This window comes from Tardiphaga sp. 768_D3_N2_1, from assembly GCF_052076105.1.
Classification (GTDB): domain Bacteria; phylum Pseudomonadota; class Alphaproteobacteria; order Rhizobiales; family Xanthobacteraceae; genus Tardiphaga.
The window spans coordinates 1,328,868-1,354,373 of record NZ_CP197245.1 but is presented as its reverse complement, the minus strand read 5'-3'; the positions used below and the strand labels follow the sequence as shown (position 1 = coordinate 1,354,373).

Below are 25,506 nucleotides of genomic sequence, written 5' to 3'. Positions count from 1 at the left end.
CCGGGAAAGCGGATTGATGCGTGAAATCGATATTCGATCGATCCGCATTGCGTTGGACCTGCAGGCTTGCCAGACGGCGGGCTCCGCCCACCGTGGCGTCGGCCGATATTCGCGTTCTCTGTTCCTCGAAATGGTCCGCCAGGCTGGGCATCGCGAGTTTCTAGGGCTTGCGGCTCCGCATCTGCCATTCGCAGTGTCATGGCCGGAAGTTCCCGAAGAGCGAATGATCCGCCCACCGGTCCTGCCTGAGCTGGCGGGGCGACGCAGCTTCGAGGGTGGAGAACAGGACTCACTCGATGCTGCCCTCTATGCAAGCATCGTCGCCTCAGCCCTGCCGGACATCGTTCACGTCTCACATCTGTTCGAAGGATATAGCGACAGGGTTGCTATCCCTTTTATCAAGAACCGCCCGATCGGTCAGGTGTTCTCGGCGACGCTTTATGACCTCATACCGATGCGGTTCAGCGATTACTATTTCCGGGATAAGCGGTTTCAAGCCTGGTACATGCAGCGCGTGCAATTGCTGCGGCATGCTGACCTGCTTCTTGCTATTTCGGAATCGAGTCGTCAGGACGCGATCGATTTGCTAGGGCTCGATCCGTCCAGAGTTGTCACGATCTACGGCGGCATCTCCGACCACTTCCAGCCGGTCGTCGATGCGACAACTGTCCGCGCGCAACTCGTGGCGCGTTACCAGATTTCACGGCCGCGGTTCATTCTCTACACTGGCGGCGACGATCATCGAAAGAATCTGCAGGGAGCAATCAACGGCTATGCCGAGCTGCCGGCCGAAACGCGAGCTAACACACAGCTCGTGATCGTCTGTGCGCTGACGCCCGACCGCAAGCTGGCTCTGGAAGCTGCTGCAAAACAGGCAGGCCTCGCCAGCGACGACATCCTGTTCCTGGGGTATCTCCCCGAGGAAGATCTGGTCGGCCTCTATTCGACCTGCGACCTGTTCGTGTTCCCATCGCTTTACGAAGGGCTTGGCCTGCCGGTTCTCGAAGCCATGGCTTGTGGTGCTCCGGTCATCGGCGGCAACAATTCCAGCATCAAGGAACTGATCGACCGTTCCGATGCGTTGTTCGATTCCAGCAAGCCGGCTGCCACCGCCGAGGCCATGCATCGTGTCCTCAGCACGCCCGGCCTTGCTGCAGATCTGCGTCAGTACGGCCCCAAGCGGGCGGCCCGCTTCAATTGGCCGTCTGCTGCCAGCCAGGCGATCGAGGCCTTCGACGAGGCCGTTCGCCGCAAACGGCACTCCGGTATTTCGACCGCCGCCGCCGGCTGGCTGAAGCGCGATCGTCTTGCGGTCTTGACGCCACTGCCCCCGGCCCGCTCCGGGATCGCGGATTACAATGCGCAGTTCCTGCCATTTCTGGCCGAGCATTTCGATGTCGATGTCTACATTGTAGGCGACAACGTTACCGGGTCAGAACTCAATGCAGCATTCCGCATTTTCGATGCTGCCGACTTCGCAGCCAACGCCAAGGCATATGACGCGATCCTCTACGAGTTCGGGAATTCGGAATTCCATGCGCATATGCTGCCGCTGCTGCAGGAATTTCCCGGTATCGTCGGTTTGCATGACGCTTATCTCAGCGGCCTGTTTGCTTACCTCGACTACCATCTGGGTGAAACGAACCGATATCCGCACGAAATGCTCGAAGCCCATGGCGGAGTCGCGCGGAAGGCGTTCGCACCGATCGCCAAGAATCCCGATCCAGTCGGCGAGACCGTCGTCAATCTGCCCTGCACGAAAAGCGTCTTAAACCAAGCGATCGGCGTCATTTCTCACTCGCCATTCAATCTGGAGGTTGCCCGCCAGTTTTATCCGGAGGGTTGCCGGGCCCCTTACCGCACCATTCCGCAAATGGTGATCGTTCCGGAAGCCTGGAGTCCAGCGCGCCGCGACGCAGAACGCGCAAAGCTCGGCTTTGCGCCCAACGATGTCGTCATCGCAACATTCGGCCACGTGGCCTGGACGAAATGTGGCGATCGTCTGCTGGACGCCGTGCTGGATTCGGCCCTCGCTGATGAGGCCAGATGTCATTTGGTGTTCGTGGGAGAATTGGCGAAGGATCACTTCGGATTTGATCTTGGCGATCGGATCAAGAAGTCCAGACTGGGCGAACGCATCAAGGTCACCGGCTTTGTCTCCGACGAGGACTATGCGACGTATATGCGCATCGTCGATATCGCGGTGCAACTCCGCACCAAGAGCCGTGGCGGCACGCCGAAAGGCGTCCTCGATTGCCTGGCCTATGGCGTGCCGGTGATCGTGAATGAAGAAGCGAGTTACCGCGACTATCCGGACAACGTGGTTGTCAAACTCAGCGCAGATCCGGACGCCGCCGAAATCGCGCAGAGCCTTCTGACGCTTCGTCAGTTGCCGGAGCAACGCAGAGAACTTGCCGGTAGAGCCCTGGATTATGTCCGCACTCATCACAACCCTCGTCAGTGCGCGCAGGAATACGCGGCCGCGATCAATGAATTTGTGAGCCGTAGTGCGGCAGCCAGGATCGAGGGGCTTGCGACCGAGATCGGCCCTTATCTGGCGGCCACTCCTCAACCGGCGCGCGCGGCAGCTTCCGTCGCAAATTTCGCCAGCGCCTTTAAGGCGCCGGGGTTCCTTCGCCCTCGCTTGCTGATTGACGTCAGCCATATCGCAAAAGGCGATCATGGCACCGGCATTCCGCGCGTCGTCAGAGAGACACTGCGCGCCGCATATCTGCGCGGGCGCAACGATTTCGACGTGGTCGCTTTTCAACGCGAGGGCAACGAGATCTTCCCGGCGACGTCATGGCTCGAACAGCAGGGATTGACCCTGCCGTTCGAAGGGTCTCCCGCCATCCGAAAACCCATCACATTCAGGTCCGGAGACCGTTTGCTGATGCTGGATTCGTCGTGGGCCGAATACGATCAGTTTGCAGAGATTTTTCAGCGGGCCCGCGCTGCGCATGTCCCCATCACGACGGCGATCTATGATCTGCTGCCCATTACGCTGCCGCCAACCGACGTCGTCAGCGGTGGCAAGATCTGGTTCGAGGGATGGGTACGCAGTGCGATTGCGGCAAGCAACAATCTGCTTTGCATATCGCGCACGATTGCCGACGAGCTCATCGCGTATATGACGCAGCACGATCTCGGAGCCCCGGGTCTGCAGGTCGGCTATTGGCATCTCGGGTCATTGCCGCCGCTCTCGCCCGATCAGGCGAACTCGGATTCGACGCTGAACGCCGCTCTGCCCTACGCGCTCATGGTCGGGACGATCGAGCCTCGCAAAAACCACGAACTTGCCCTCAACACATTCGAACGTCTCTGGCAAAAAGGTTCGAAACTGTCGCTCGCGATCGCTGGTCGCAAGGGCTGGCTTCTCGAAGAATTCATGAACCGGCTGCGCAGCCATCCTGCGCTTGGCACGACTCTGTTTCTTTTCGAGGATTTCGACGACACCCAGATCGCCGAACTCTATCGCAAGGCATCGGTATTTCTCTTCCTGAGCAAGGGCGAAGGGTTCGGTCTGCCGCTCGTTGAAAGTGCAAGTTACGGCACACCGATTATCTGCTCCGATATCGCGGTGTTCCGCGAGATCGCCGACGGACACGCAACCTTCGTAAAGACTGAAGATCCGAACGCACTTGCACAGGATATCGAGCAGTGGCTAGCCGCATCTGCGGCCAAAACATCTCCTTGTTCGACCGGCATGAAGCGCCTGACATGGGAGCAAAGTACGGAAGCGTTGATCGAGGTCGTTGTGAAGAATAATTGGTACTGGAAAAAGTGACTCCAATATCGGTCGGCTTCGAAACGGACATCCTGCGCGGCTCGATGACCGGGATCGGCAACTACTGTTTTCATCTGGTGAAAGCCCTGTTGGAACAGAAGGCAGCGCTCGAATTCTACGAATTCTCGCATATGGCATGCCGCCCTTTCGGCCCGGAAGATCTCGCGCGGATCGAGCAGATGCAGGGCAAGCATGCCGACAGCCGGAAGCTGTCGCTGCGCGCGTCGCTCACCCGCAAGGCCTCGCTCGCCTTGCGGGCGAAACTGGCGCAGGCGCCGACTGCTCGCCGCCTCTATCGCGAGTTTCAAGCCATCCGGTTTCAGCGAATTCCCCAGAATGTATCCCTCGACGTCTTCCACGCCTTTCGCTACGTGCCGTTCGCCGACCTGAACGTTCCGGTGCTTCCTGTCGTCTACGACCTCTCTTTTGTTCGATATCCCGACGCACATCCCAAAGACCGCCTTCGCCAATTGGAAAAGCTGCCAAAGGTCGTGGAACGCGCCGCGGTCGTGCATACCATCTCTGAATTCAGCAAAGCCGAGATCGTGGATGTCTATGGGTGCGCGCCGGACAAGATCGTTGTCGCACCACCCGCTGCCAGCAGCATCTTTCGGCCGCTGGGACAGGCCGTGACCGAGCAGGCGCTCGCCAGGTTTGACGTGTCCTACAAGGCCTATTTCCTGGCCGTAGGCACGCTGGAGCCCCGCAAGAACCTTCGGACGCTGATCATGGCCTACGCCCAGTTGACTCCCGCTGAACGCCGCCGAATGCCGCTGGCAATTGTTGGCAACAGTGGTTGGGGGCAGCTCGAATTGCCACCGGAAACCGCAAACCTGGTAAGCGAAGGCAGCCTGCGTTTCCTCGGATCGGTCTCGGACACCGAACTGCGCGCGCTGTATGAGGGAGCCGTAGCCCTGTTGTTTCCATCGATTTACGAGGGCTTCGGTATGCCGGTCGTCGAGGCCCTCGCCTGCGGCACCGAGGTCGTCCACGGTGAAAATACATGCATGGACGAGATTACCCGCGGCCACGCCATTACCGTCGCCGCGACCGACGTTCACGCCTGGATCGCCCCGATGCGCCGACTGATGGACGAGTCCGCGAAGGATGACCAACGCGCGCAAGAGCGAATCGCACTGGCGAGCGCTTTCAGTTGGCGCGGGAGCGCCGAAATCGTCACGAAAGCCTATGAATTAACCGCTGAATCAATGGCTTAAGAATATCCACGCGACATTCTCCCTTGGCCTGAAACGGTCATATCCAGCGACAATAAATGACTTTACTTAGGGCCGGCGCCGGCCCAATACCCCGCTTCAGGGACAGGTAGATCGTGCGCGGACGTCGGTAACCCGATGGCCACCGATCTTGTCATTCGATTTCCGAGGTTTCTCCGCGCCATGAGCGCCGCACTGAAAGTCCTGCACAGCTATAAGGTCTACCGGCCCGACGTGGACGGCGGGATCCCGTTCGCAATGGCGACCCTGAGCAGACCATCGCCTGCGGGCACGCAGAACGAGATTCTCGTCGCGCGACTGCTCGGCATGGCCCGGGAATTCGAGCTCGATGGCGTGCCAGTACGTGCAGTGGCGTCATTGGGCAATCTGTTCTCGACACCGATTGCCCCCGGTTACCCTTTCACCTTGATGGATCGCGTCAAATCCAATGACATTCTGGTCCATCATGCGCCCTTCCCCATCGTGGACGTCACGGTTCCGTATCTGCCCCGCGAAAAGCCGCTGATCGTTTTCTGGCACGCTGACATCGTCGGCAGGGCGTTGCTGAAGAAACTGTTGTCGCCCTCGATTGTCAGGACGCTGGCGCGCGCGGACAAGATCGTCGTCGCCGACCAATCCACGATTGACGGTTCGCCGTTTCTGCCTGCGTTTGCGGATAAATGTGCAATCGTACCGTACGGAATCGATATCGATTACTGGGCGACCTGCACGGCGGAAGAACAGGCAGAGGCGGAACGTCTCCGTCAGAAGTACCCGCGCATGATCATCGCGACCGGCCGTCTCGTACCTTACAAGGGCTTCGACGTCCTTCTGGAAGCACTCCGCCACATTGACGGGCATGTCGTGTTCATCGGTGAAGGGCCGCTTCGCGAGGATCTGCAGAAGGTCGCGAACGAAACCGGTGTCGCAGAGCGTGTGACATTCGCCGGCCGCGTAAGTCCAGGCCAGATCAAAGCCTATCTCCACGCGGCAAAGGTATTCGCCTTTCCATCGGTGACGCGCGCAGAAGCCTTCGGCATCGTCCAGCTCGAAGCGATGGCGGCCGGCTTGCCGATCGTGAATACGTCGCTCACAACGGCGGTCCCGCATATCGCGCGGCACAACCAGGAAGCCCTGACGGTGAAACCGCAGGATTCCCGGGGGCTTGCCGAGGCCATCAGCCGTATTCTGGATGACTCAGCCCTCGCTCAAAGGCTGAGCGAAGCCGGCAAGGCGCGTGCGCGATCGGAATACAGTCAGGAAAGATATGTTTCGCGGATGGAAGAGGTCTACGAGGATGTTCTTCGTCAGAAGCCGCGTAACACCATGCAGGACAAGACCGGATGCCCGTAACCGATAATGTCGAGTTGGCCACGATGCAGAAGCAACCTGTTATTCGCGGGCACAACAAATCCTGGGGCCGCGCCTGGCTGGATATCAGGACGGGCCTTACGCTTTGGCCGCTATGGGGGCGCCTCGGCTGGAACGACATCCTGCAGCGTTATCGCCGCTCGGCGCTGGGCCCGCTGTGGCTGACGGCAAGCATGGCAATCATGGTCGTTTCTCTCGGCATCCTTTATGCGGAACTATTCAAGACGCCGATCAACGACTTTCTGCCATTTCTCTGCGTCGGACTTCTCATCTGGAATCTGATGTCCACCTTTCTGATGGAAGGCGGAACACTGTTCACGGGCTCGGAATCCTACATCAAGCAAGTCCGGCTGCCGTACACCGTCTATGTTTTCAGATCGTGCTGGAGCAAGCTGATCATCTTCTTCCATAACTTTCTGATTTACTTCGGCGTCATTTGGTACTTCGGCATCTGGCCGGGCGCGACCGCGCTGCTGGCCATTCCGGGCCTCGCTATTCTCCTCCTCAACGGCGCGCTGACAAGTCTTACCCTCGGCATGATCTCGGCACGCTTCCGGGACATTCCGCAGCTCGTCAACTCCGTCGTGCAGATTGTGTTCTTCGTAACTCCCATCATGTGGAAGCCGGAACTTCTTCAGCATCGGACGTATATTGCGGACGCCAACCCGTTCTTTCACCTGGTCGAGATCATCCGCGGGCCTCTGCTTGGCAGCGTACCGGATCCGAAACATTATCTGGCCGCTTTCATCATCACCCTGCTCAACCTCGTCGTTGCCGGCTTGTTCTTTGCCCGCTTCCGCTCTCGCATTTCGTACTGGGTCTGATTCATGACCAATCAATCGACCGTAACCGAGCTTGTCCTTCAAGACGTCAGCGTCTCGTTTCCGATCTATCACGGCGGCTCCCGCTCGCTGAAGAAAAGCCTGATGTTTCGCGGATCCGGTGGCCATCTCGCAACCGACGCCAACCACCGCATCACGGTCGAGGCGCTGCGCAACATTTCGATGAACATTCAGGCTGGCGACCGGGTTGCATTGATTGGCTCGAATGGCGCCGGCAAGACCACGCTGCTGCGCGTCATGGCCGGCATCTATGAGCCGGTCTCGGGGACCGTCACGAGCCGGGGGCGCATCTCCCCGATGTTCGATATCGGACTCGGCATCGACCAGGAAATCAGCGGGTACGAGAATATCCGCCTGCGCGGACTGATCCTCGGGCTGCGTCCGGACGAGATCGAAGAGCGGATGCAGGACATCATCGATTTCACCGAGCTTGGTGATTATCTCGATATTCCTGTGCGCACCTATTCATCGGGCATGATGACCCGCCTCACCTTCGCCGTGGCAACCTGCTTCGCTCCCGAAATCCTCTTGATGGATGAGTGGATCATGGCGGGCGATGCTGGCTTTATTTCCAAAGCCGAGCATCGCATCCAGCGTTTCGTGGAAAAAGCGAGCATCATGGTGCTTGCTTCGCACAGCCAGGCGATCTGCCGCCGGTTCTGTAACCGCGGTATCTGGATGGAAACCGGCCAGGTGCGCGCCATCGGTCCGATCGACGAGATTCTCGACCAGTACGCCGCCCATACCGGTCAATAATTCAGGCGAGTGAGAAGATCGAGCGAGCCTCGATGTTCTGCCACAGCAACAGAACATCGTCGTACCAGGCCGGGCCTCCGCTGCCAGGGTGAAGCAGAGGGTTGATTAGCCCTTGTAGCAGACCTACGCGACTATCGAGCGCATTCGGCGTCGCCATGCGGGCGTCGTCCCCGAACGGATCACGATTGCCGAACAGGCGCTTCTGTGGACCGCGCAGCGACTGAGCCTGAACCACGAACTCCGTGACGTCCGATCTGCAATCGACGACGAGCCGACAGTCCGGCAGACCCTTGCCCGCGACCGTGGCGGTCCATCGCATGATTTCCTGTTCACTTGGCCCGAACGAGTGGCTTTCGGCGACCTCCCGATAGCCGAGTTCGGCAAGTACTGCGATCAGTTGAATGCCATAGAAGCGGATCGCGCCGCCGCCTTCGGGATGCGATCTTTTCCAGTTCGGCAGATCGTGCCGGTAGTGGTGCGCCATGAACTGCCAGTCGACCGCGAGCAAGCCGCCCTGACCTTGAGCGACGAACTCGCGAACGTCTGCCGCCCACGGCGTTCCGCAAAACGTGTAGCCGATGCGAAACGACTTTCCACAGTCACGCAACAGCTTCTGCAATCGCAGGGCTTCGTCGGGCGTCTGCGCCAATGGCTTTTCAAGCATGAGCCTTGCAAGCTGAGGCTGCGTAACGCAACGCGGAAGCCACGCCGCCTGATCGCCGGGCCGCAGTGCGACAACAACGCCATCGGCACGCGCCAATGCCACCGTCTCGTCGGTCGCCCATTCGATGTGCCCGGAAAATCGCGCCAGCTCCGTGCGCGCCTGAAAGCGCTCACGATATCGCTCTGGAAGAACGACACGCTGACCGCAACCGATCAACGCCGGAAGATAGCCGTAGAGCCCGAACCCGGATCCGAAGATCGCGAAGGTCACCGTCGCTCCAGAAAATCTTCCGGCGCAATGATATCTATGATTGGACCGTTAAAGCCGCGCTGGCGCAGGTATCCCTTGATCTCATCTGCGATATGCCAGGCCAGATTCAGCAGCGGAGCATCGCCAATCAGCGCCGGCGTGAATTCGTCGTCCGAGCGAATGGGAATCCGTGTGCCCGGAATGTAGTGTCCAATCTTGGCGGAGGACGGCTTCTCATAGGCAGCCGAAATATGATCGGTCGACAGATTGAGCATCTTCACCGGAATCGCGGCACGTCCGGGAAATGCCTTGACGGCAAGCGGCCCGTGCTTGGCAACCTCTGCCTGAATCTGCGCGTATTTGTTGTCTTTCCAGATGGCAACCTGTGCCGCCAGCTTCGTCAGTCCGTCGCCGAATCCGCTTTCCAGGCTGTCGATCTCCGCAAGCTTCTCGCGAACGGCCGCATCGCCCGATGCTGCTCGGAGAAACACGCGAACATTGCCGCCATAACGCTTGGGAAATTCGGCCAGCACGATTTCCATGCCAAGCGACTTTGCGATGTGAACGAAAGAAGTCAGACTGTAGGTGCGCGGATGCTCATGATAAAATGTATCGAACTGATTTCGTTCGAGGATCGCGCCGAGATAATGGTTCTCAATAACGATCAGCGTTTTGTCATGCGCAGCGATTTTCAGCGCGCGGATCACGCCCTTCAGATCTTCGATATGGGCAAAGACGTTCGTGAACGTGATGACGTCCGGCTTGCCGTTCTTGCGCACGAACTGATCCGCAACTTCTTCGGAGAAGAAATCATTGATGACAACGTGCCCGCGCTCCGCGGCATCGGCGGCAGCACCGGTCGGTTCGATGCCGAATGTCTTGGCGCCTTTTTCTGCGAAAAAGGACAGCAGACTGCCGTCATTACAACCGATATCGAGTACTTTCTTGTCCGATAGATTTCCCAACGTCACTTCACAGGCAGCGACCAGATCCTTCATACCGTTCAGCACGTCCATCGTATGACGCGAGCGATAGTGATAGGTGGCTGGAAACAGCTCTCGTTTCGGAATCTGAAAGCGCTGGTGCGCGGTACGGCACGAGCTGCAGTACAGAATATCGATCGGATATTCCTTGCAGACATAACCATTACCAACAGGGACGAGATCATCGCACATCGGGTGCAGGCCAAGATCGATGGCGGGGCTCAGGTCCGAGCTGCCGCACACTTCACATGACTTAATCTCAACGATGGAACCCAGCACCCTTAATCTCCTGCATGTCGTTTTGAGGCAACCGTCAAATCTGTCAGCGGCCGCCGATTGTCTCGTTGATCTGGCGAAGGGTCAGCGCGCGCATATCCGCGCGCTCATGAAATGCACGATACCATTCCGACGACAGTTGCAGCGCGCGATCAAATTCGATGACCGGGCGCCATTCAAGTCGCGCACGCGCCTTGCTGCAATCCAGCTTCAGATACGCGGCTTCGTGCGGATTGTCACCCTTGTCCAGATCCCATCGGGCATCCGCCCCCCAATGCGCCGCGAGTTGCCGCACGAGGGTCGAGACGGGGACCTCGCTGTCCTCATGTGGGCCGAAGTTCCAGCCTTCGGCAAATTGACGCCCCCCCTGAACCAGACGTTGAGCCAGCGTCAGGTAACCAATCACCGGATCCATGACGTGCTGCCACGGGCGCACCGCGTCCGGATTCCGGATCCGAACCACCTGCCCCGCCATGAATGACCGCATGATATCCGGCACGAGCCGGTCGCGAGCCCAGTCGCCGCCGCCGATCACGTTGCCGGCGCGTGCGCTCGCCACAAGCGCCGACGATCCATCGTGGAAGAAACTACGCTGATAGGCTGCCGTGACGATCTCGGCGCATCCCTTGCTGCTGCTATAGGGATCGTATCCGCCCATGGCATCCGTTTCATTGTACCCCCGCAGCGTGCCAGTGTTCTCGTAACACTTGTCACTGGTCACCACCACGATGGCACGGACTTCTGGAACCGAGCGGGCCGCCTCAAGAAGATGCACTGTACCCATGACATTGGTTGCATAGGTCTCGACCGGCTCATCGTAAGACAGGCGCACCAGCGATTGTGCCGCCATATGGATCACGATTTCCGGCTTCGCCGTCCGTAGCGAATCGCGCAGGAGCGGAAGGTCGCGCACATCGCCGATCTGGTGTTCCACATCGCTCTGCACACCAGCGACGTTGAACAGATCCTTTTCGTTCTCCGGCGGCAATGCAAAACCGGACACTTGCGCGCCAAGCGAGCGCAGCAGCAGTGTCATCCACGCACCCTTGAAGCCCGTATGCCCCGTCAGAAAGACGCGGCGGTTGCGCCAGAAGTCCGGATCGATCACCAAACTCTCCACTCGGCTTTCCCGCCGGTCCACTGCGACTCGAGGAACGTGCGGTCGCGAATGGTATCCATCGGATGCCAGAAGCCATGGTGGACGTAAGCGCGCAACTCATCAGTCCGCGCCAACGTTTCCATCGGCTCCCCTTCCCAGACCGTACTATCGCCCGCGATCAGTTTGCCGACGCTCGGTGAGAGCAGAAAGAAGCCTCCATTAATCCAGCCGCCGTCGTCAGCCGGCTTTTCCTGGAAACTCTTGACGTGATCACCCTCGATCGAAATCGCGCCGAAACGCTTGGCGGGACGCACCGCCGCCACCGTGGCCTGCTTGCCGTGAGACCTGTGAAAAGCCAATTCGGCCGCCAGATCGATATTGGCGACACCGTCGCCATACGTCATCGCAAATACTTCTTCATCGCCGACATAGGGCAGCACTCTCTTCAGGCGCCCACCGGTCATCGTCTCGTCGCCCGTGTCCACGAGCGTCACGCGCCAGGGCTCCGCTGTCTCGCGATGAACTTCCATGCGATTTTCGGCCAGGTGAAAGGTCACATCGGTCATGTGCAGGAAATAGTTAGCAAAATATTCCTTGACGACGTATCCCTTGTACCCAAGGCAGACGATGAAGTCGTTGAAGCCAAAGTGGCTGTAGATCTTCATGATGTGCCAGAGAATCGGCCTTGCTCCGACTTCCACCATCGGCTTCGGCCGCACGCTGGTTTCCTCAGCCAGGCGCGTGCCGAGGCCCCCTGCAAGGATGACAACTTTCATCGGACTACTTTCGAAAATGCTAGATAAATCGGGCTTTTAGGTTCAAGTAACTGCACGTTTCCAAGCGTTTTTGTCAACTGCAGCTTGGCCGCCTATTGTCGCTTGAATTCGGCCAATCCCTCCCATACAGAGTGGATCGCAGAATAGAACGGCAGCTCAGGCAGGAAAACGCGTTTCCTGTCGAACGACGGCTAAAATAACCCCGTGTTGACGACTGGCTACATCCAATGATCCCTGCCGACCGCAGACGGACGGCTGGTCAATTTGCCCGTTTCCTGATCGTCGGTCTGTTGAATACCGCATTCGGCTATCTGGTCTATGCCGTGGGGATATTCGCGGGACTTGCTCCGGAGCTGGCGCTGTTTGTAACCGTCGTCATCGCCGTCGGATTCAACTATATGACGACGGGCCGCCTTGTCTTTCGCGGCAATGGCGGCGGCAAGAACTTTCTCAAATTTGCGCTCGCTTACCTCGTCATCTATGGATTTAACGTCCTCCTGCTACGCACTGTGCTTGCCTGGGGCATTCATCCGCTGGTCGCACAGGCCCTCGTTTTGCCGCCTGTCGTGATCGGCACATTTTTAGTTCTTAAGCTATTCGTGTTTCGGAGTTCGCCAAGTGCGTAAAACGATCAGCCTCGTGACACCATGCTTCAACGAAGAGGACGGGATCGCCGAGTGCTATCAGGCTATCAAGGACCTGTTTGCGCGCGAGCTGCCTGGTTACGATCGCGAGCACATATTTTGCGACAATGCATCGAGCGACCGCACGGTCGAGATCCTGAAGGCGATTGCAGCAGAGGATCCATCGGTCAAAATCATCGTCAATTCCCGCAACTTCGGCATTCTGCGCAATACCTATAACGGAGTCCTCAGCACGACTGGCGACGCCATCGTATTGTTCGTGCCGGCCGACCTCCAGGATCCCCCAGAACTGATCACCACCTTTGTCAAACACTGGGAAGCCGGCAACGAGGTTGTGTTCGGAATTAGAGCCGAACGCGAAGAACCCATCTTGCTGCGTACAGCGCGGCATTTTTACTATCAGTTCATCAGCCGCATGTCCTACGTGACCTATCCGGCAGATGTTGGCGACTATCAACTCGTCGACCGCAAAGTCCTGGACGCCATGAAGCGCTTTGAGGATGTGCAGCCCTTCATGCGCATGATGCCGTTCGACGCAGGCTTCCGATCGGTAGGCATTCCCTACAAGTGGCAGCCCCGCAAGCACGGAATTTCGCGAAACCGGCTCTGGCAGCTTGTCGATCAGGGCCTGAACGGGATCATCAGCTTCAGCAGCGCGCCGCTGCGTATCGCTTTTTTTGCAGGCTTCGGAATCGCGTTCCTGAGTTTCGTCTACGCCTTTACTCTGCTTGTCTTAAAGCTGCTCGGCTTTGACCTTGGTCCTCAGGGAACACCGACAATTGTCATCGCGATCTTTTTCTTCGGCGGCGTTCAGATGCTGTTCCTCGGCCTGCTTGGCGAATACATCGTCGCGATCTTCAATCAGGTCAGGCGCCGCCCGATGGTCATCGAACGCGAGCGCGTCAATTTCGAGTAGTACAACGCCGCTCCGCGGCGCCCCCTCGCCTCCGAGAAACCCACCTTCGGTACACTCGAACCTGTAACAGGACTGATGCTCGCTTCGATGCAAGATACCCGTCAGCGGATAGCCGCAGTTCACGCGCGTCTGATACAGGCATTGTATTTCGTCGGCATCGATGGTCTCGCCATTGCGCTTTTGCTGGCCTGTCTGTGCCTACGATTGTGGGGCATGGGACCCATGCATACCGACGACGCTGCTTGGGCGTTGCATGCGCATCAGCCTGCCTCGGATCCGATCGGAGACTGGGCGCGAAGCCAAGGGCGGGTGTGGGCCTTTCCTATCGGAAACATGATGCTCCGCGCCCTGTTTTGGGTAGGCACTCCCTTGGAGAGCATCCTGAAACTAGGCAGCTTTGTCATTTTCTTCGTCAGTTTTTACGGAGTTGTATCAGCCTACTGGGGCCGTCGGACGGCCGGTTTTGCGGCCTGCCTCTTTTTGGGTCTGCTGGCGCTGCGCTGGGAAGGCTCAGCACTAACCGCGTATCCGCTTCTGGTGTGGCCTTCCGCAACCCTCTGCGCCTTCGCGATATTGGCGGGGCGTCGCTACTATCTTTCAGCCTCGAGAGCCGCACTCGCATCCAGCGCCCTGTTCTTGTTTGCGGCACTATTCAACAATGAAGGAGTGGTCCTACTCTTCTGTCTTCTGTTCGTTTTCAGCGTCGTGGGTAATCTCGCTGTCGAGAAATCGATCGCGAACTTCAAAGTCAGCGACTTCACGCGTGGCCGCTCGCGCGACCTAGTCCTCGTCAGCATCGTCGTTCCGGCCCTGTACGCGTTGCTGGCGGTCGGATGGATGATTGCACATCCGTCCAAGTATAACGGACATTCGCTCGCCCCATTTGATGCCGCCAACATTACCACGACGCTGCTGAATTTCTCGCTCAGTGGCTCGGTCCTTTACGATCTCGTTATTCCCTACAAAGTCCTGTATGCGGACGCCCTGACGGGTGCGGGTACCGCGATCGTCTACGACATCTATCTTTACGTAAACGAATTGGCCGCCTATCCGGGCACGATCCTCGTCGGGATCATGACAGCCTACGCAGCATTCATCACACTACGACGAATGCCTGGACAGGGCGTAACAGTCTGGAGGTTCATCCCGCTCATCCTGATCGGAGGCATGATCACGTTCTTGCCAATTCTGCCCGTTGCGATGACCCAGAAATATCAGACTTGGTGCCTTGAATACGGCATCAACTCATACGTCATGACAATTCTGTCGCACTTCGGCGTCAGCATGATGCTTGCCGGCATCCTCATGCCGTTCGTGCACCTGCGCGGCCTTGGAATTGTCATCGCGCTCCTGCTGGCAATCATATTGGGTGCCTTTGCTGCCGTCGGCAGCAGAATGAACGATGCCGTTGCAGCGGATATGCGTCCGGAGGCAGGCCGCTGGCGTATCCTTGCATTGGCCCTCAAGACGATCGATGCTACAGGTCAGACCTCCCCGGTCATTTTTGCGCCAAGGTTCGGAAGCGGATCTTGGTTCACAGTCGTTCCCCCTGACTACTGGACGGCTTACGTCAAAGCTAAATACAAGCGCCCGGTCCAGATTTATACAAAGCCGTCCGAAATCGCCGCCTCAAGCGAGAACATTGCCTCGCTCGACTACCAGCTTCTGGATAACGAGCGACGCTTCGTTTTCTCTATCGCGCACATAACGGGGGACACAGGCAATCGACATATCGACAGCATATCCGTGACCATCGAACGGATGGATCCGTCGGTGCTTGCCAATTATGTGCTGTCATATCGGGACCAGGACGGCATGCTCGTGCAGAAAAGACTGGTCGATGTGCCAGCGCTATCGGACCCCCGCATTCGCTTGACGTCCAATATCAATGCCCGGCTGAATACGGTGCGTGTCACGAAGGGGTCAATCCTGGCTGATTCAACGATCCCGGAAAAATCCAACTAAGGGAGCGCAACCGTCTACGGAAGCCCGAATGCCCGCTCAAACTGCGGATGAAAGCTGCGCGGGCTCCAGCCAAAATCCCTGATCGCGGGCGCGGCATCGAACACCATGTCCTTCGCCATGCGCTCGCCCATCGCCGCATTGGCATTCGGCAATAGCGGCGCCGCCAGCGCAAATGCAGCCCTCCACAGCACGGGCGGCACCGTAACGATACGCCGGCGCTTGCCGAGTCCGTCGAAGATGCGGCCGACCATCTCGCGATAACTGATCGCATCCGGCCCCGGCAGAGCATAGATCTTGTCGCGGGCCGCCTCGCTGGATGCGGCGTTCAGCGCGCCGATCGCAAGATCTTCAGCGTGAACCGGTTGGCGTAATCCGGCTCCCCGTCCCGCAAGCGGCATCACCCCGACCTTTTGAATCAGCCGCGCCAATCGCGAGACATTGGCATCACGCCCCTCGTCATAGATCATCGTCGGCCGGAGCACAGTCCAGCCGACACCCATGCGGGTGCACAGATCGATCGTCTGTTGCTCGCCCTCGGCCAGCCGCTGCAAGCCTTCGCGCTCGGCCGGAATGTCGGAATTGAGCTTGGTCACGATGCTGGTCGATGTAAACAGGACGACCCGCTGCAATTCGTCGCTGAACAGACTGGGGAGCGCTTTCGCGAGCAAAAGCGAATGTGCCGTACAATAAACGGTGGTGATGCGCGGCAGTTGCAGGGATTCGGGACGGGCCAGGTCGCCCTGAACCCACCGGACCGCTCGTTCGTCCGCCGGCGGCGATCGCGATATGGCGATGGGATGTTCGCCAGCCACGATCAACTTCGAAACAATGTGGCCACCGACGATGCCGGAGCCGCCCAACACAATGCTCTGCATTCCAAAATCCGATCCAACGCGCATAATATCAGCGCCACGACAAGAAGGCCGCGCCTGCGGAACGCCACCGGAACGGTCAAAGGCAAGTAATCATTTGACGGGTGACGTACGCGCCGCCGCAAGTGACTAGCACCAAACCGGGAAGCGCTCCACACGGACATACATTCGCCGTGGCGACACATCGACCCGACGTGCCCGTCACGGCGCGCAGCCACGGATAGGCGACAGCCCGGGCAATAAATGCGACAGACATTCCTGGGACAGTCGAAGGATAAACGATGAAGAACAGCATAGTGGACGTGCGGATCGTCGTAGATGGATGGATGAAGGTGTTTCTGGCAGACGTGAAATCTGCGACAGGCCAGTTGTTCACACGACACATCGAGCATCACGGCGATGCGGTCGCGGTTCTCCCCTATGATGACGAACGCCGGGTCGCTCTTGTCATCAGCCAGTTCCGGACACCGGTCGAGCATGTATCGCCAGGGGCCGACAATGTTATCGAGCCAATTGCCGGGGTGAACGACGATGGCGATGCCGAGGCCTGTGCCCGGCGCGAAGCAATGGAAGAGGCAGGCGTTCGCCTCGGAACGCTGGAGATGGTTGCGAATTGCTGGTCCATGCTGGCCGTTTCGACTGAACGACTTGTATTGTATCTGGCGCCGTACCGCGCCGCCGACCGGGTCGCGTCCGGCGGCGGCCTCGCCCACGAGAACGAGGACATCGACGTCGACGAGATATCGCTCGCGACGCTTGCCGACCACGTCCGGACAGCGTCAACCGTCGACATGAAATTGCTGGCGCTCGTGCAAGCCTTGCAGATCAGGCGCCCGGATCTTTTCACACCCAAGCCCGCGTGAAGGCCCCTCAGCCGGCATGGCGATGGCGCAGGACACTCAGCGAGTTGTCTGGCTGCGCGTTGCCCGCACGCGACTGCGCGAGTTCGCCCCCCAATTGCAACCGGACGTGACAGCCCGGTTACATCGATTTTTGCGCGGGATGGCGGGGATGCACGCCCCGATCGCGACGGCGGGGCATGACAAGCCCGCCGGTTTGCGCGAAAGGTAGTGTTTCGGCCGAACCTTGCGTCATTCCGGAGCCCTCTGAATGCCCTTCCCGCGCGCCTCCTCTGCCCTCTCCCGCTTTACCGTGCTCGACCTCACCCGGATCCGTTCCGGCCCGACAGCGGTACGCCAGTTCGCGGATTGGGGCGCCAATGTCATCAAGATCGATGCGCTGAGCGACGACGCGGGTTCTGAGCAGCCCGGCGGCCCCCGCCAGGGCTCGGACTTCCAGAATTTGCACCGCAACAAGCGGGCCATGACCCTGAACCTGAAGGATCCGCGCGGCCTTGCCGTGTTCAAGCGGCTCGTTGAAAAGGCCGATGTGGTGGTCGAGAATTTTCGTCCGGATGTTAAGGCCCGGCTCGGCATCGATTATGAGAGCCTGAAGGCGTTCAATCCCGGCATTGTCTATGCCAGCATTTCCGGCTTCGGCCAGGACGGCCCCTATCACAAGCGGCCGGGCTTCGATCAAATCGCCCAGGGCATGGGCGGCCTGATGTCCATTACAGGCGCGCCCGGCGAGGGCCCGATGCGGGTCGGTATCCCCGTGGCCGACCTCACCGCCGGGCTTTTCTGCGCGCTGGGCGTCCTTACGGCGCTGCTGGAGCGCGACGTCTCCGGCCAGGGCCAGTGGGTCCAGACCTCGCTGCTGCAGGCCCAGATCTTCATGCTGGATTTCCAGGCCTCGCGCTGGCTGATGGAAGGCGAAGTCCCGCAACAGGCTGGCAACAACCACCCGACCAGCATCCCCACCGGCGTGTTCAAGACCTCCGACGGCTACATCAACATCGCCACCACCGGCGGCAAGATCTGGGAGCGCTGCGCGCAAGCCATCGGCGCCCCGGAATTGATCACCCATCCCGACTATGCCACCGGCCCTGCCCGCTCGAAGAACCGCGACGCCCTCAACGCCGCGATCAGCGCCTGCACCGAAAAACGCACCACCGAGGAATGGGTCAACGATCTCAATGCCGCCGGCGTGCCCTGCGGTCCGATCTACTCCGTCGACCAGATGTTCGCCGATGCGCAGGTCAGGCATCTGGGCCTCGCGCAGGACGTTCCCAACGACCAGAACCGCAAGATCACGCTGGTCGCTCAGCCCTTCACGCTGTCACGTACGCCGAGCCACATGGCCGCCCGGCCACCGGAAGTCGGCGAGCAGACCGAGGAGCTACTCGCCGAATTTGGCTTCGGTGCCGACGAGATCGCCGAATTGCGACGAGGCAAGGTGGTCTGAGGCCGCGAACCGTCAAATACCGTGAAAATTAACGCCATAGGCTGCATTAATCGGGAGCACATCTTCGTCCGGGTGCAGTCGATCGGAGATCGTGCTGCGCCTCGAACCCGCCGGAAAGCTCCATGACCGCAACGCCCCGCGTCGCTATCCTGATCCCCTGCTTCAATGAAGAGGTCGCAGTCGCAACAGTCGTGAACGATTTCCGGAAGGCGCTGCCGGCCGCCGCGATTTATGTCTACGACAACAACTCGACAGATCGCACGCGCGAAGTCGCGTCGCAGGCGGGCGCGATTGTTCGCAGCGAGCATCGCCAGGGCAAGGGTCATGTCGTCCGCCGCATGTTCGGTGACGTCGATGCCGATGTCTACGTTCTCGTCGATGGCGATGCGACCTACGACGCGACATCCGCACCAGCCATGATCGAAGCGCTGTTAAACGATCGCCTCGACATGGTCGTGGGCCGTCGCATTGAGCAACAGGTTGCTGCCTATCGCCTTGGCCACCGTACCGGCAACTCCCTGCTCACCGGCTTTCTGTCAATGACGTTCGGTCAGAACTTCAAGGATGTGCTGTCAGGCTATCGCATATTCTCGCGGCGCTTCGTCAAATCCTTCCCGGTGCTGTCCGATGGTTTCGAGATCGAGACAGAACTAAGCGTTCATGCGCTGCAGCTTGCGCTGCCGGTCACTGAAATCGAGACGCCGTATTTCGCGCGGCCGCAAGGCTCCACCAGCAAGCTCAACACGTGGAGAGATGGCTTCCGGATCCTCGGCACCATCATGAAGCTCTACCGTTCGGAAAAGCCGCTGCGCTTCTTCGGCACAATCGGCCTATTTTTCGGCATCGTCTCCATCGGCCTCGCGATTCCCGTCACCGTCACCTATCTGGAAACGGGGTTGGTGCCTCGGCTGCCCACCGCCGTGCTCTCGACTGGTCTGATGATCGTCGGCGTGCTCTCATTTTCGTCGGGCCTCGTGCTCGACACTGTCACCCGCGGACGCCGCGAGATCAAGCTCCTCGCATATCTGGCGCAGCCATCATTACCGGATTAAGCCTACGTCCAGTCAAACGCGGCGGCGCGGTGTGTCGCCCCCCTGATCGTCCCTTCAGTAGTTGACGTCGCCGCTTCCGCCCAGCACCGAGACTCGCCCTGCAGGGCGCATGTGTTTGCCCGCTTGGTACGACGGTGTGAAGCAAACGACTTTTTTACGTCCGGGTACGAGATGGAAGTAATTGTCGTCGGGCACAAAGTTGTCGTCCGCGATCTCGACGAATCGCGTTGTTGCGTCCGTCTGGAGCTCCAGGAAGAAGCCGCTTCGATCTTCGCCAAGCACCGCATTGATGGCATGATTGGATTCGACCGCGGGAATCCCAATAAAATGGAAAGCCTCGACAGGCTGACCTGCGGTTGGCATCTCGAACGTCGCATGAACCACATCATGCGCGGCCGGTCCAAACCGATAACAGTGACCCGCGTCGAAGAAGCGATCGAACAGGTCGAACGCCCCGATGGAAAGCCCTGCATGGGCCGCGAGCGTCACGTCACGGGCCGCTTCGATCACCGGTATCGTGCCGTCTTTCAGGCAACGCAAAACGAGCCTGCCGGTGACGGCGTGTGGCGTGTCGTTGACGAGGTGCAGGTAAAGCCCATTGGTGCCCTCGTCCGTGATCGACAGTCGCAGCGGCAAGGAAGCCCGCCGAAGGGCGTAGACCGCAGACTTGGGTCGCCCGTCGGAATCCACCAGACCCCAGCCGGCACCGGGCCACAGGTCGCGCCACAGCCATAGCAGTGCGCCCGCTGTCGCGGACGCCGGACGGCGCCATTCATCGATGGTGCGTTCGATCACCTCGGCGACGATCGCTCGCGACAATTGGCGCCAGCGCATGGAATCGCTGTGGCGCAGGCTGCGGCCGTCTTCGTTCCAAAGTGCCGTTAGATAATACTCGCGGACGTCCTCGAAATCCCAGGATGCACCGCCGTCGCGGGGTACACGCCCTAGCCAACGGACCGGATCAGCGCTCGGATCGAGTTGACAGGATTCAAATTGGCGATCGTCCGGCAGGTTAGCAAAAGCCAGGCATTCGGATGCAAAGCGGACATTGGCTCGGCGTGCGTCGTCGAGTGGCCGCATATAGGCACCGACGCCGTAGTAGTGCGATGGCCCCGCTTCCGACACGAACGGAAGCGCTCCTCCTGACGGCGAACCTGGCGCATAGACGGCGTCCGACCATTGCGCAAGAATCTCGGGGATCACCCTCTCGGCGAGCGGTGTGTCGCGCATCTGGCGCGGCAACCCCATCATCGCTGCCTGCTGTCCAACTTCACTCCCGCCGCACATAACGGCCAAAGACGGCGACGCGCTCAGTCGGCGCAGGAGCGTCGTGATCTCGCTGCGGATAGTGTCTGCGAATGCGGTATCCGATGGATAATCAAAATTGGCCATCATCGCGTCCTGCCAGACGAGAATGCCCATCTCATCGCAAGCACGATGGAATTCAGGCGTCTCGTACAGCATCGTGCCGCTAAGGCGCAGCATGTTCAGGCCGGCGCTTTGCACCAGGCGAAGCTCTCGGATGTAGTCGGCATCAGACGCCTGCAGACTGACGATATCGATCGGGGTCCAGCACGCGCCGCGGCAGAAGATCCTCACACCGTTCACAAGGATCGCAAATCCGTGCCCATCCGATCCCCGGTCGAGCTCGATTTTGCGAAAGCCCGTCTGGCCGAGATCGACATGGACCTCGCCGATTTGGATGTCGACCGCATGGAGCGTCGGCGTGCCATGCGTGTGCGGCCACCATGGCGCAACATCGGGAATACGCAGCATCCCTCGCCAGGTCGTTTCCCGATCGGACCGGATGAGCCGTGCGCTCACTCCGGCACATCGGAGGACCGGAATCGCGTCCGCCGGTACGCCTTCCAAATCCAGCGAGATGGAAAGCACACCATCAGCTTGCTCCAGCTGCGCGCGCAGATCGACATTGCGGGCCACGATCGGCCCCTCCTCGATCAGGAGGACCTGGCGATACGGGCCAACGACCTCTACTGGCGGACACCAGCCGGGCATATGACCGATCAGCGTTGTGCGCAGGAACCGCAGCCGCGGCTCCTCGATCATCATGGTCTTCCAGCGTGCCCGGGGGCCTTTGGCTTCCGCCAGCACTTTGCGGAGGCTCCTGAAGGCGATATGGACCCAATGCTCACCGTCGAGAACGATCTCGGCCTCATATGGCTCGAACATCGAGCTGCTGGTCAGGATGGGCCTGTCGTCGAAGAAGACCTCAGCGAATGTCGCGAGCCCCTCAAACCGCAACTTGCGCTTGCCCTGCCCTCTGATGCGGAGTCGGTACCATACGTCTTTTTCGTGCAGCGGCTGAGGGCTATCGAAACTCCATTGACCGAGGGCGCGCAGCGCGCCGGCGGCCGTCCCAGGGACAATGGCGGGCAACCAGACGGCTTCACTCAGCGCGCTCGGCTCCAGCCAGGCCTGAGGCGCCGACAACGCCAGTTCCCAGCCGCTGTCGAGCGACTGCACCTGTCGTTCCGTTATGGAGCGGATGGCGGTCATGGCAATAAATGAGCCGAAAACGTCATGGCGAGATCATGCCATGATGAGGCGCCGGCATGGGTGATCGTGCTGCGATCACAGGGCGGCGCCACGAGTAACAAAATCGTTCGCGAGACCATCGAGGACGATGTCGTAATCGGCCGCGAGCTGGCGGATGACATCCGTCACATCAGGAACCTTGCCTCGTGCTGATGCGCGGGCGAACTGAAACTGCATGACCTTGGCGCCGCTGGCAATCGCTTCCGCGGCCAACCTGGCGCGTTCTGGTACCGGGTGCCCCCGCTCTTGCAACCACGCCAAATAGGACGCGAGCAGTTCAAAATTGGCGCCGGCCTGGCGCAATGTGCTGAACGCGTAAGTGTGAAACCACTCGGCTGGACGTTCCATCAATCGAGCGATGTCGACACCAATCACCTCGCCCCATGCCGTGAACGGATTCTGCGCCGGACGACGACGCAGATGGTGCGCCAGCAGCATGCGCGACATTTCCACTTGCTCGCGCGCAGACGGGACCGGACCAAACTTGATAAATTCGACATAGGGGAACAGCGGCAGTCCCTTGTCATGCGCCGGCCGCAATAGCGCGTCGAAATCCTCGCCTTCCAGGCGGAAGTATCCGGCATTGTGAAAGTAATCGAGGCGGCGGTTGGCCGAATCCAGAACGTTGACGCCGATTGTCGTTTTGCTGTGGCTATGGCGATAGGTGATGCCCCGGGTATCCGGCAAATAGTAGGAATCGACCTCGATCAGCGGCAGACGCCCCCGTGCCAACTGTACGCGCGCGTGATCTTCCAATTGATCGAAGATCGCGAGCTCCAGGACCTCCACGCCGTATAGCAACGCAAGATCGGCGGACGGAACCTTGAAAAATGTGAACTGGTCGCCTTCGTAATCTTGTGCGACCGTGAAAGCCAGCGCGGCGCGAGGATCATGTCCGCGCTGGGCCAGCACTTCGATCAGCAGATCGACATAGCAGTTCGTCTCGGGCCAATTCCGCGCGGCATCGTGCAGTCCATGCCGCGTGTAAGTTGCGGGATCCAGTCCCTCGATGGCGCAAACGGATTGCAAGGCCTAGCCCCACAACACGCGGCGGACGTCTGCAGGCCATGCTTCAACCTTGGTGCCGTGGTGACGGAACAGGGCCAGCGCCGTCCGCTCCAGGCCGAAGCCGACGCAGGCCGAATGCGCGACCTCGCCGTTCGCGAAATGCATGCCCCACAGGCTGCCGAAATGGTTCTGGTGATAGTTGAAAGACAGACAGGCCGTCGGATTTTCATCGCTCGCGACCGGGATCAGCAATTCAAACTTCAGCCCCTGGTCACGCTGGCTCGACGCCAGAACACGGCCGGTGCGCCCGAAGAACGGATCGTTGGCCAGATCGATAACGCAAGGCAAGCCCAACGAGGCGATGAGTTTTTCGCCGCGCTCGAGCCACGTGGCCCGGAAAGACGTCACTTCGTCGGCAGTTCCGATACGGACGAATTCGCGCATCCGGAACAGCTGCATCCGCCCCGGATCTTTCGAAGGTTCATGACGGAAACAGTATGACTTGAGATCGAATAGCCGCCCTCCCTCCGGCACCGGCCCCGCTGCCGCGACGGTGGGATATAGCGGGTAACAGGCAGCCGGCGTCAGGGCGACTTCCGTCGCGTCCTGCATCTCGGTCCAGTCTTCGCCCCGCTCGATCATCCCGACAAGCTTGGCATGGTCGGTATTGTCACCCATGAACGAATGGACGCAGCCTGCCAATTGCGGAAAGCTCTTCAGGTACCCTGCTTTCTCGAGATTCTTGCGTGGCATGCCCGGGGGAAAATGAATCCGCGTGGCCTGATCGCCAACTGCTATTTTCGTCACCGCGTCTTCGAACCGATCGATGACATCTTCGAACACACCGGCGCGGCCATAGAGGCCATCGACGCCAGTCTTGATCAGGATCGATTCGTCGAACAGAGCGTTGAGAAATGCTTCCGGACTTTGCATGGGTTTAGCAGGCGCGTTCATCACTATCACTCCAGACCTGAATCAAACCGGCTCGCGACCACCAATCCAGCGGTATTGGCGAGGATACGGTCGTTCGCCACCATCAGCGGCGCCGACAACACGTCTCTGAGATGGCGGCTGACAGAAAATGGTCCATCGTTGCGATAACCGGCGATGCCAGTCACCATCAACGCTTCACGCACGACATCGACGGCCATGGTCGAGGCCATGACCTTAAGATTGTTCATCTCGATCGCGAAATTGATCGAGCTGAGATCATCTTCGTTACGTTTCGCCGTCTCGAATCGTTCGATATGCGCAACGAGCGTCGACTTGAAGGTCTGTAATTTTGCGGTGGCCTCGGCCAGTCGAACGGCGCCTGGCAGCGGCCCTGCGAAATCGGACGGCATGCGGCGCGCTGTTGCGCGAACCGAGGCATGCGCGCGCGACAGGGCATTGGTCGCGATCCCAAACCAGACGCTAGCCCACAATACATGCGCGGTGGCTAACATGGATTGCACTGCTATCTCGTGAAATGGCTTTGGAAAGATCTGATCGACCCCGGCCGTTGCCGTCAGCAAGAAACCCTCGGAGCACGTGGCGCGCATGCCCAGCGTATCCCACTCACCGGTGCGTTCCAGTTGATAGTCGCCACGACGCAGTGCAATCAGGACCTGGTCGGAGCCGACCGACGTCGGACTGCGACGTGCGGTCGCCATGATGATGTCAGCCTCCATGGCGTATGACAGGACGCTTGCCTGCTTGGTCAGCGAAACCTGGTCGCCCGCGGTTTCTATCGCGCAGTTCGAGATCCGCAGATCGCCGCCGATGCCAGCCTCTGTGGTCGACGACGCGATCAACAACTGCTCCGCGGCCACATCGCGCATCAGGGCACGATGATAGTCCGTTTGCATGCCATGCGCGACCAGGCTTGAAAGCTTGATCTGATGCATCGCGTAAATCATGCCGCTCGCACCGCATGCACCCGCGAGAATAGCGCAAAGATCAGCGATCTTGCGTAATCCTAATTCCTGGCCACCAAGGCCTTTGGGCACCATCAAGCCGAGCATGCCGTTCCGGCGAAGAGCTTCAAATGTCTGCGCTGGAAACGTCGCGGTTCGGTCCGCAAGAACGGCGTTTGGCGCGGCAACGTCGCTGGCAATCCGCTGCATCGCGTCACGCCAGGATGCGATTTCGGGGACGTTAATATCTTGCTTCACCGCGCCCGTGATCATGACG

Annotated in this window: 20 protein-coding genes; 11 read left to right on the top strand and 9 right to left on the bottom strand. The window is 59.5% G+C overall.

What is annotated here, in order from left to right:
• Positions 1 to 16: 16 nt before the first annotated feature.
• From AB8A27_RS06225 to AB8A27_RS06205, 5 genes are all read left to right on the top strand, one after another.
• Positions 17 to 3,787 (top strand): glycosyltransferase, encoded by a 3,771-nt coding sequence (locus tag AB8A27_RS06225; protein WP_441241158.1) that lies wholly within the window; start codon positions 17 to 19, stop codon positions 3,785 to 3,787.
• On the top strand, positions 3,769 to 5,004 hold the full coding sequence (locus tag AB8A27_RS06220; RefSeq protein WP_441241157.1) for a glycosyltransferase family 4 protein: 1,236 nt from the start codon (positions 3,769 to 3,771) through the stop codon (positions 5,002 to 5,004). Before AB8A27_RS06225 ends, AB8A27_RS06220 begins: the two co-directional genes overlap by 19 nt.
• A 135-nt stretch (positions 5,005 to 5,139) precedes the next feature.
• On the top strand, positions 5,140 to 6,354 hold the full coding sequence (locus AB8A27_RS06215; protein ID WP_441241156.1) for a glycosyltransferase: 1,215 nt from the start codon (positions 5,140 to 5,142) through the stop codon (positions 6,352 to 6,354).
• Between the two features lie 23 nt (positions 6,355 to 6,377).
• On the top strand, positions 6,378 to 7,196 hold the full coding sequence (locus tag AB8A27_RS06210) for an ABC transporter permease (RefSeq protein WP_441244840.1): 819 nt from the start codon (positions 6,378 to 6,380) through the stop codon (positions 7,194 to 7,196).
• A 3-nt stretch (positions 7,197 to 7,199) separates the two neighbouring features.
• A complete protein-coding gene (locus AB8A27_RS06205) occupies positions 7,200 to 7,970 on the top strand; it encodes an ABC transporter ATP-binding protein (protein WP_441241155.1) in 771 nt (256 codons plus the stop codon).
• A gap of 1 nt (position 7,971) precedes the next feature.
• Here the strand turns inward: AB8A27_RS06205 and AB8A27_RS06200 are convergent, their stop codons facing one another.
• The 4 genes from AB8A27_RS06200 to rfbF are packed head-to-tail and all read right to left on the bottom strand — an operon-like array spanning position 7,972 to position 12,017.
• Positions 7,972 to 8,904: a hypothetical protein gene (locus tag AB8A27_RS06200; RefSeq protein WP_441241154.1), complete on the bottom strand. Its 933-nt coding sequence runs from the start codon at positions 8,902 to 8,904 to the stop codon at positions 7,972 to 7,974.
• Positions 8,901 to 10,145, bottom strand: a complete 1,245-nt coding sequence (locus AB8A27_RS06195) for a class I SAM-dependent methyltransferase (RefSeq protein WP_441241153.1) — start codon at positions 10,143 to 10,145, stop codon at positions 8,901 to 8,903. The genes AB8A27_RS06200 and AB8A27_RS06195 overlap by 4 nt, the downstream gene beginning before the upstream one ends.
• A 43-nt stretch (positions 10,146 to 10,188) precedes the next feature.
• Positions 10,189 to 11,250, bottom strand: coding sequence for a CDP-glucose 4,6-dehydratase (rfbG, locus tag AB8A27_RS06190; RefSeq protein ID WP_441241152.1), 1,062 nt, complete (start codon positions 11,248 to 11,250; stop codon positions 10,189 to 10,191).
• Positions 11,247 to 12,017, bottom strand: a complete 771-nt coding sequence (gene rfbF / locus AB8A27_RS06185) for a glucose-1-phosphate cytidylyltransferase (protein ID WP_441241151.1) — start codon at positions 12,015 to 12,017, stop codon at positions 11,247 to 11,249. Before rfbF ends, rfbG begins: the two co-directional genes overlap by 4 nt.
• A 227-nt stretch (positions 12,018 to 12,244) precedes the next feature.
• On the opposite strand from rfbF, the gene AB8A27_RS06180 reads away from it, so the two are divergent.
• From AB8A27_RS06180 to AB8A27_RS06170, 3 genes are all read left to right on the top strand, one after another.
• Entirely contained in the window at positions 12,245 to 12,643 is a 399-nt protein-coding gene (locus AB8A27_RS06180) for a GtrA family protein (protein WP_092147482.1), read from the top strand.
• A complete protein-coding gene (locus tag AB8A27_RS06175; protein ID WP_441241150.1) occupies positions 12,636 to 13,577 on the top strand; it encodes a glycosyltransferase family 2 protein in 942 nt (313 codons plus the stop codon). Before AB8A27_RS06180 ends, AB8A27_RS06175 begins: the two co-directional genes overlap by 8 nt.
• 75 nt (positions 13,578 to 13,652) lie before the next feature.
• Entirely contained in the window at positions 13,653 to 15,542 is a 1,890-nt protein-coding gene (locus AB8A27_RS06170; RefSeq protein ID WP_441241149.1) for a hypothetical protein, read from the top strand.
• A 14-nt stretch (positions 15,543 to 15,556) separates the two neighbouring features.
• On the opposite strand, the gene AB8A27_RS06165 is transcribed toward AB8A27_RS06170, so the two are convergent.
• Positions 15,557 to 16,417 (bottom strand): NAD-dependent epimerase/dehydratase family protein, encoded by an 861-nt coding sequence (locus tag AB8A27_RS06165; protein ID WP_441241148.1) that lies wholly within the window; start codon positions 16,415 to 16,417, stop codon positions 15,557 to 15,559.
• Positions 16,418 to 16,710: 293 nt separating this feature from the next.
• Between AB8A27_RS06165 and AB8A27_RS06160 the strand changes: the two genes are divergently transcribed.
• The 3 genes from AB8A27_RS06160 (at position 16,711) to AB8A27_RS06150 (ending at position 19,770) form a co-directional block, all read left to right on the top strand.
• The gene (locus AB8A27_RS06160; RefSeq protein WP_441241147.1) at positions 16,711 to 17,277 is read left to right on the top strand and encodes an NUDIX domain-containing protein; all 567 of its coding nucleotides are present in this window, start codon (positions 16,711 to 16,713) and stop codon (positions 17,275 to 17,277) included.
• Between the two features lie 247 nt (positions 17,278 to 17,524).
• On the top strand, positions 17,525 to 18,718 hold the full coding sequence (locus AB8A27_RS06155) for a CaiB/BaiF CoA transferase family protein (protein ID WP_441241146.1): 1,194 nt from the start codon (positions 17,525 to 17,527) through the stop codon (positions 18,716 to 18,718).
• A 122-nt stretch (positions 18,719 to 18,840) separates the two neighbouring features.
• The gene (locus AB8A27_RS06150; RefSeq protein ID WP_441241145.1) at positions 18,841 to 19,770 is read left to right on the top strand and encodes a glycosyltransferase family 2 protein; all 930 of its coding nucleotides are present in this window, start codon (positions 18,841 to 18,843) and stop codon (positions 19,768 to 19,770) included.
• A 54-nt stretch (positions 19,771 to 19,824) separates the two neighbouring features.
• Here AB8A27_RS06150 and AB8A27_RS06145 read toward each other — a convergent pair whose 3' ends face one another.
• The 4 genes from AB8A27_RS06145 to AB8A27_RS06130 all read right to left on the bottom strand — a co-directional run bounded on the left by AB8A27_RS06145 (position 19,825) and on the right by AB8A27_RS06130 (position 25,502).
• Positions 19,825 to 22,287, bottom strand: a complete 2,463-nt coding sequence (locus tag AB8A27_RS06145; protein WP_441241144.1) for a beta-mannosidase — start codon at positions 22,285 to 22,287, stop codon at positions 19,825 to 19,827.
• Positions 22,288 to 22,362: 75 nt separating this feature from the next.
• A complete protein-coding gene (locus AB8A27_RS06140) occupies positions 22,363 to 23,355 on the bottom strand; it encodes a DUF1839 family protein (protein ID WP_441241143.1) in 993 nt (330 codons plus the stop codon).
• A gap of 3 nt (positions 23,356 to 23,358) precedes the next feature.
• Complete coding sequence (locus AB8A27_RS06135; RefSeq protein WP_441244839.1) at positions 23,359 to 24,267, bottom strand: amino acid--[acyl-carrier-protein] ligase; 909 nt, start codon at positions 24,265 to 24,267, stop codon at positions 23,359 to 23,361.
• Positions 24,268 to 24,293: 26 nt separating this feature from the next.
• Positions 24,294 to 25,502: an acyl-CoA dehydrogenase family protein gene (locus AB8A27_RS06130; RefSeq protein ID WP_441241142.1), complete on the bottom strand. Its 1,209-nt coding sequence runs from the start codon at positions 25,500 to 25,502 to the stop codon at positions 24,294 to 24,296.
• Between the last annotated feature and the right edge of the window lie 4 nt (positions 25,503 to 25,506).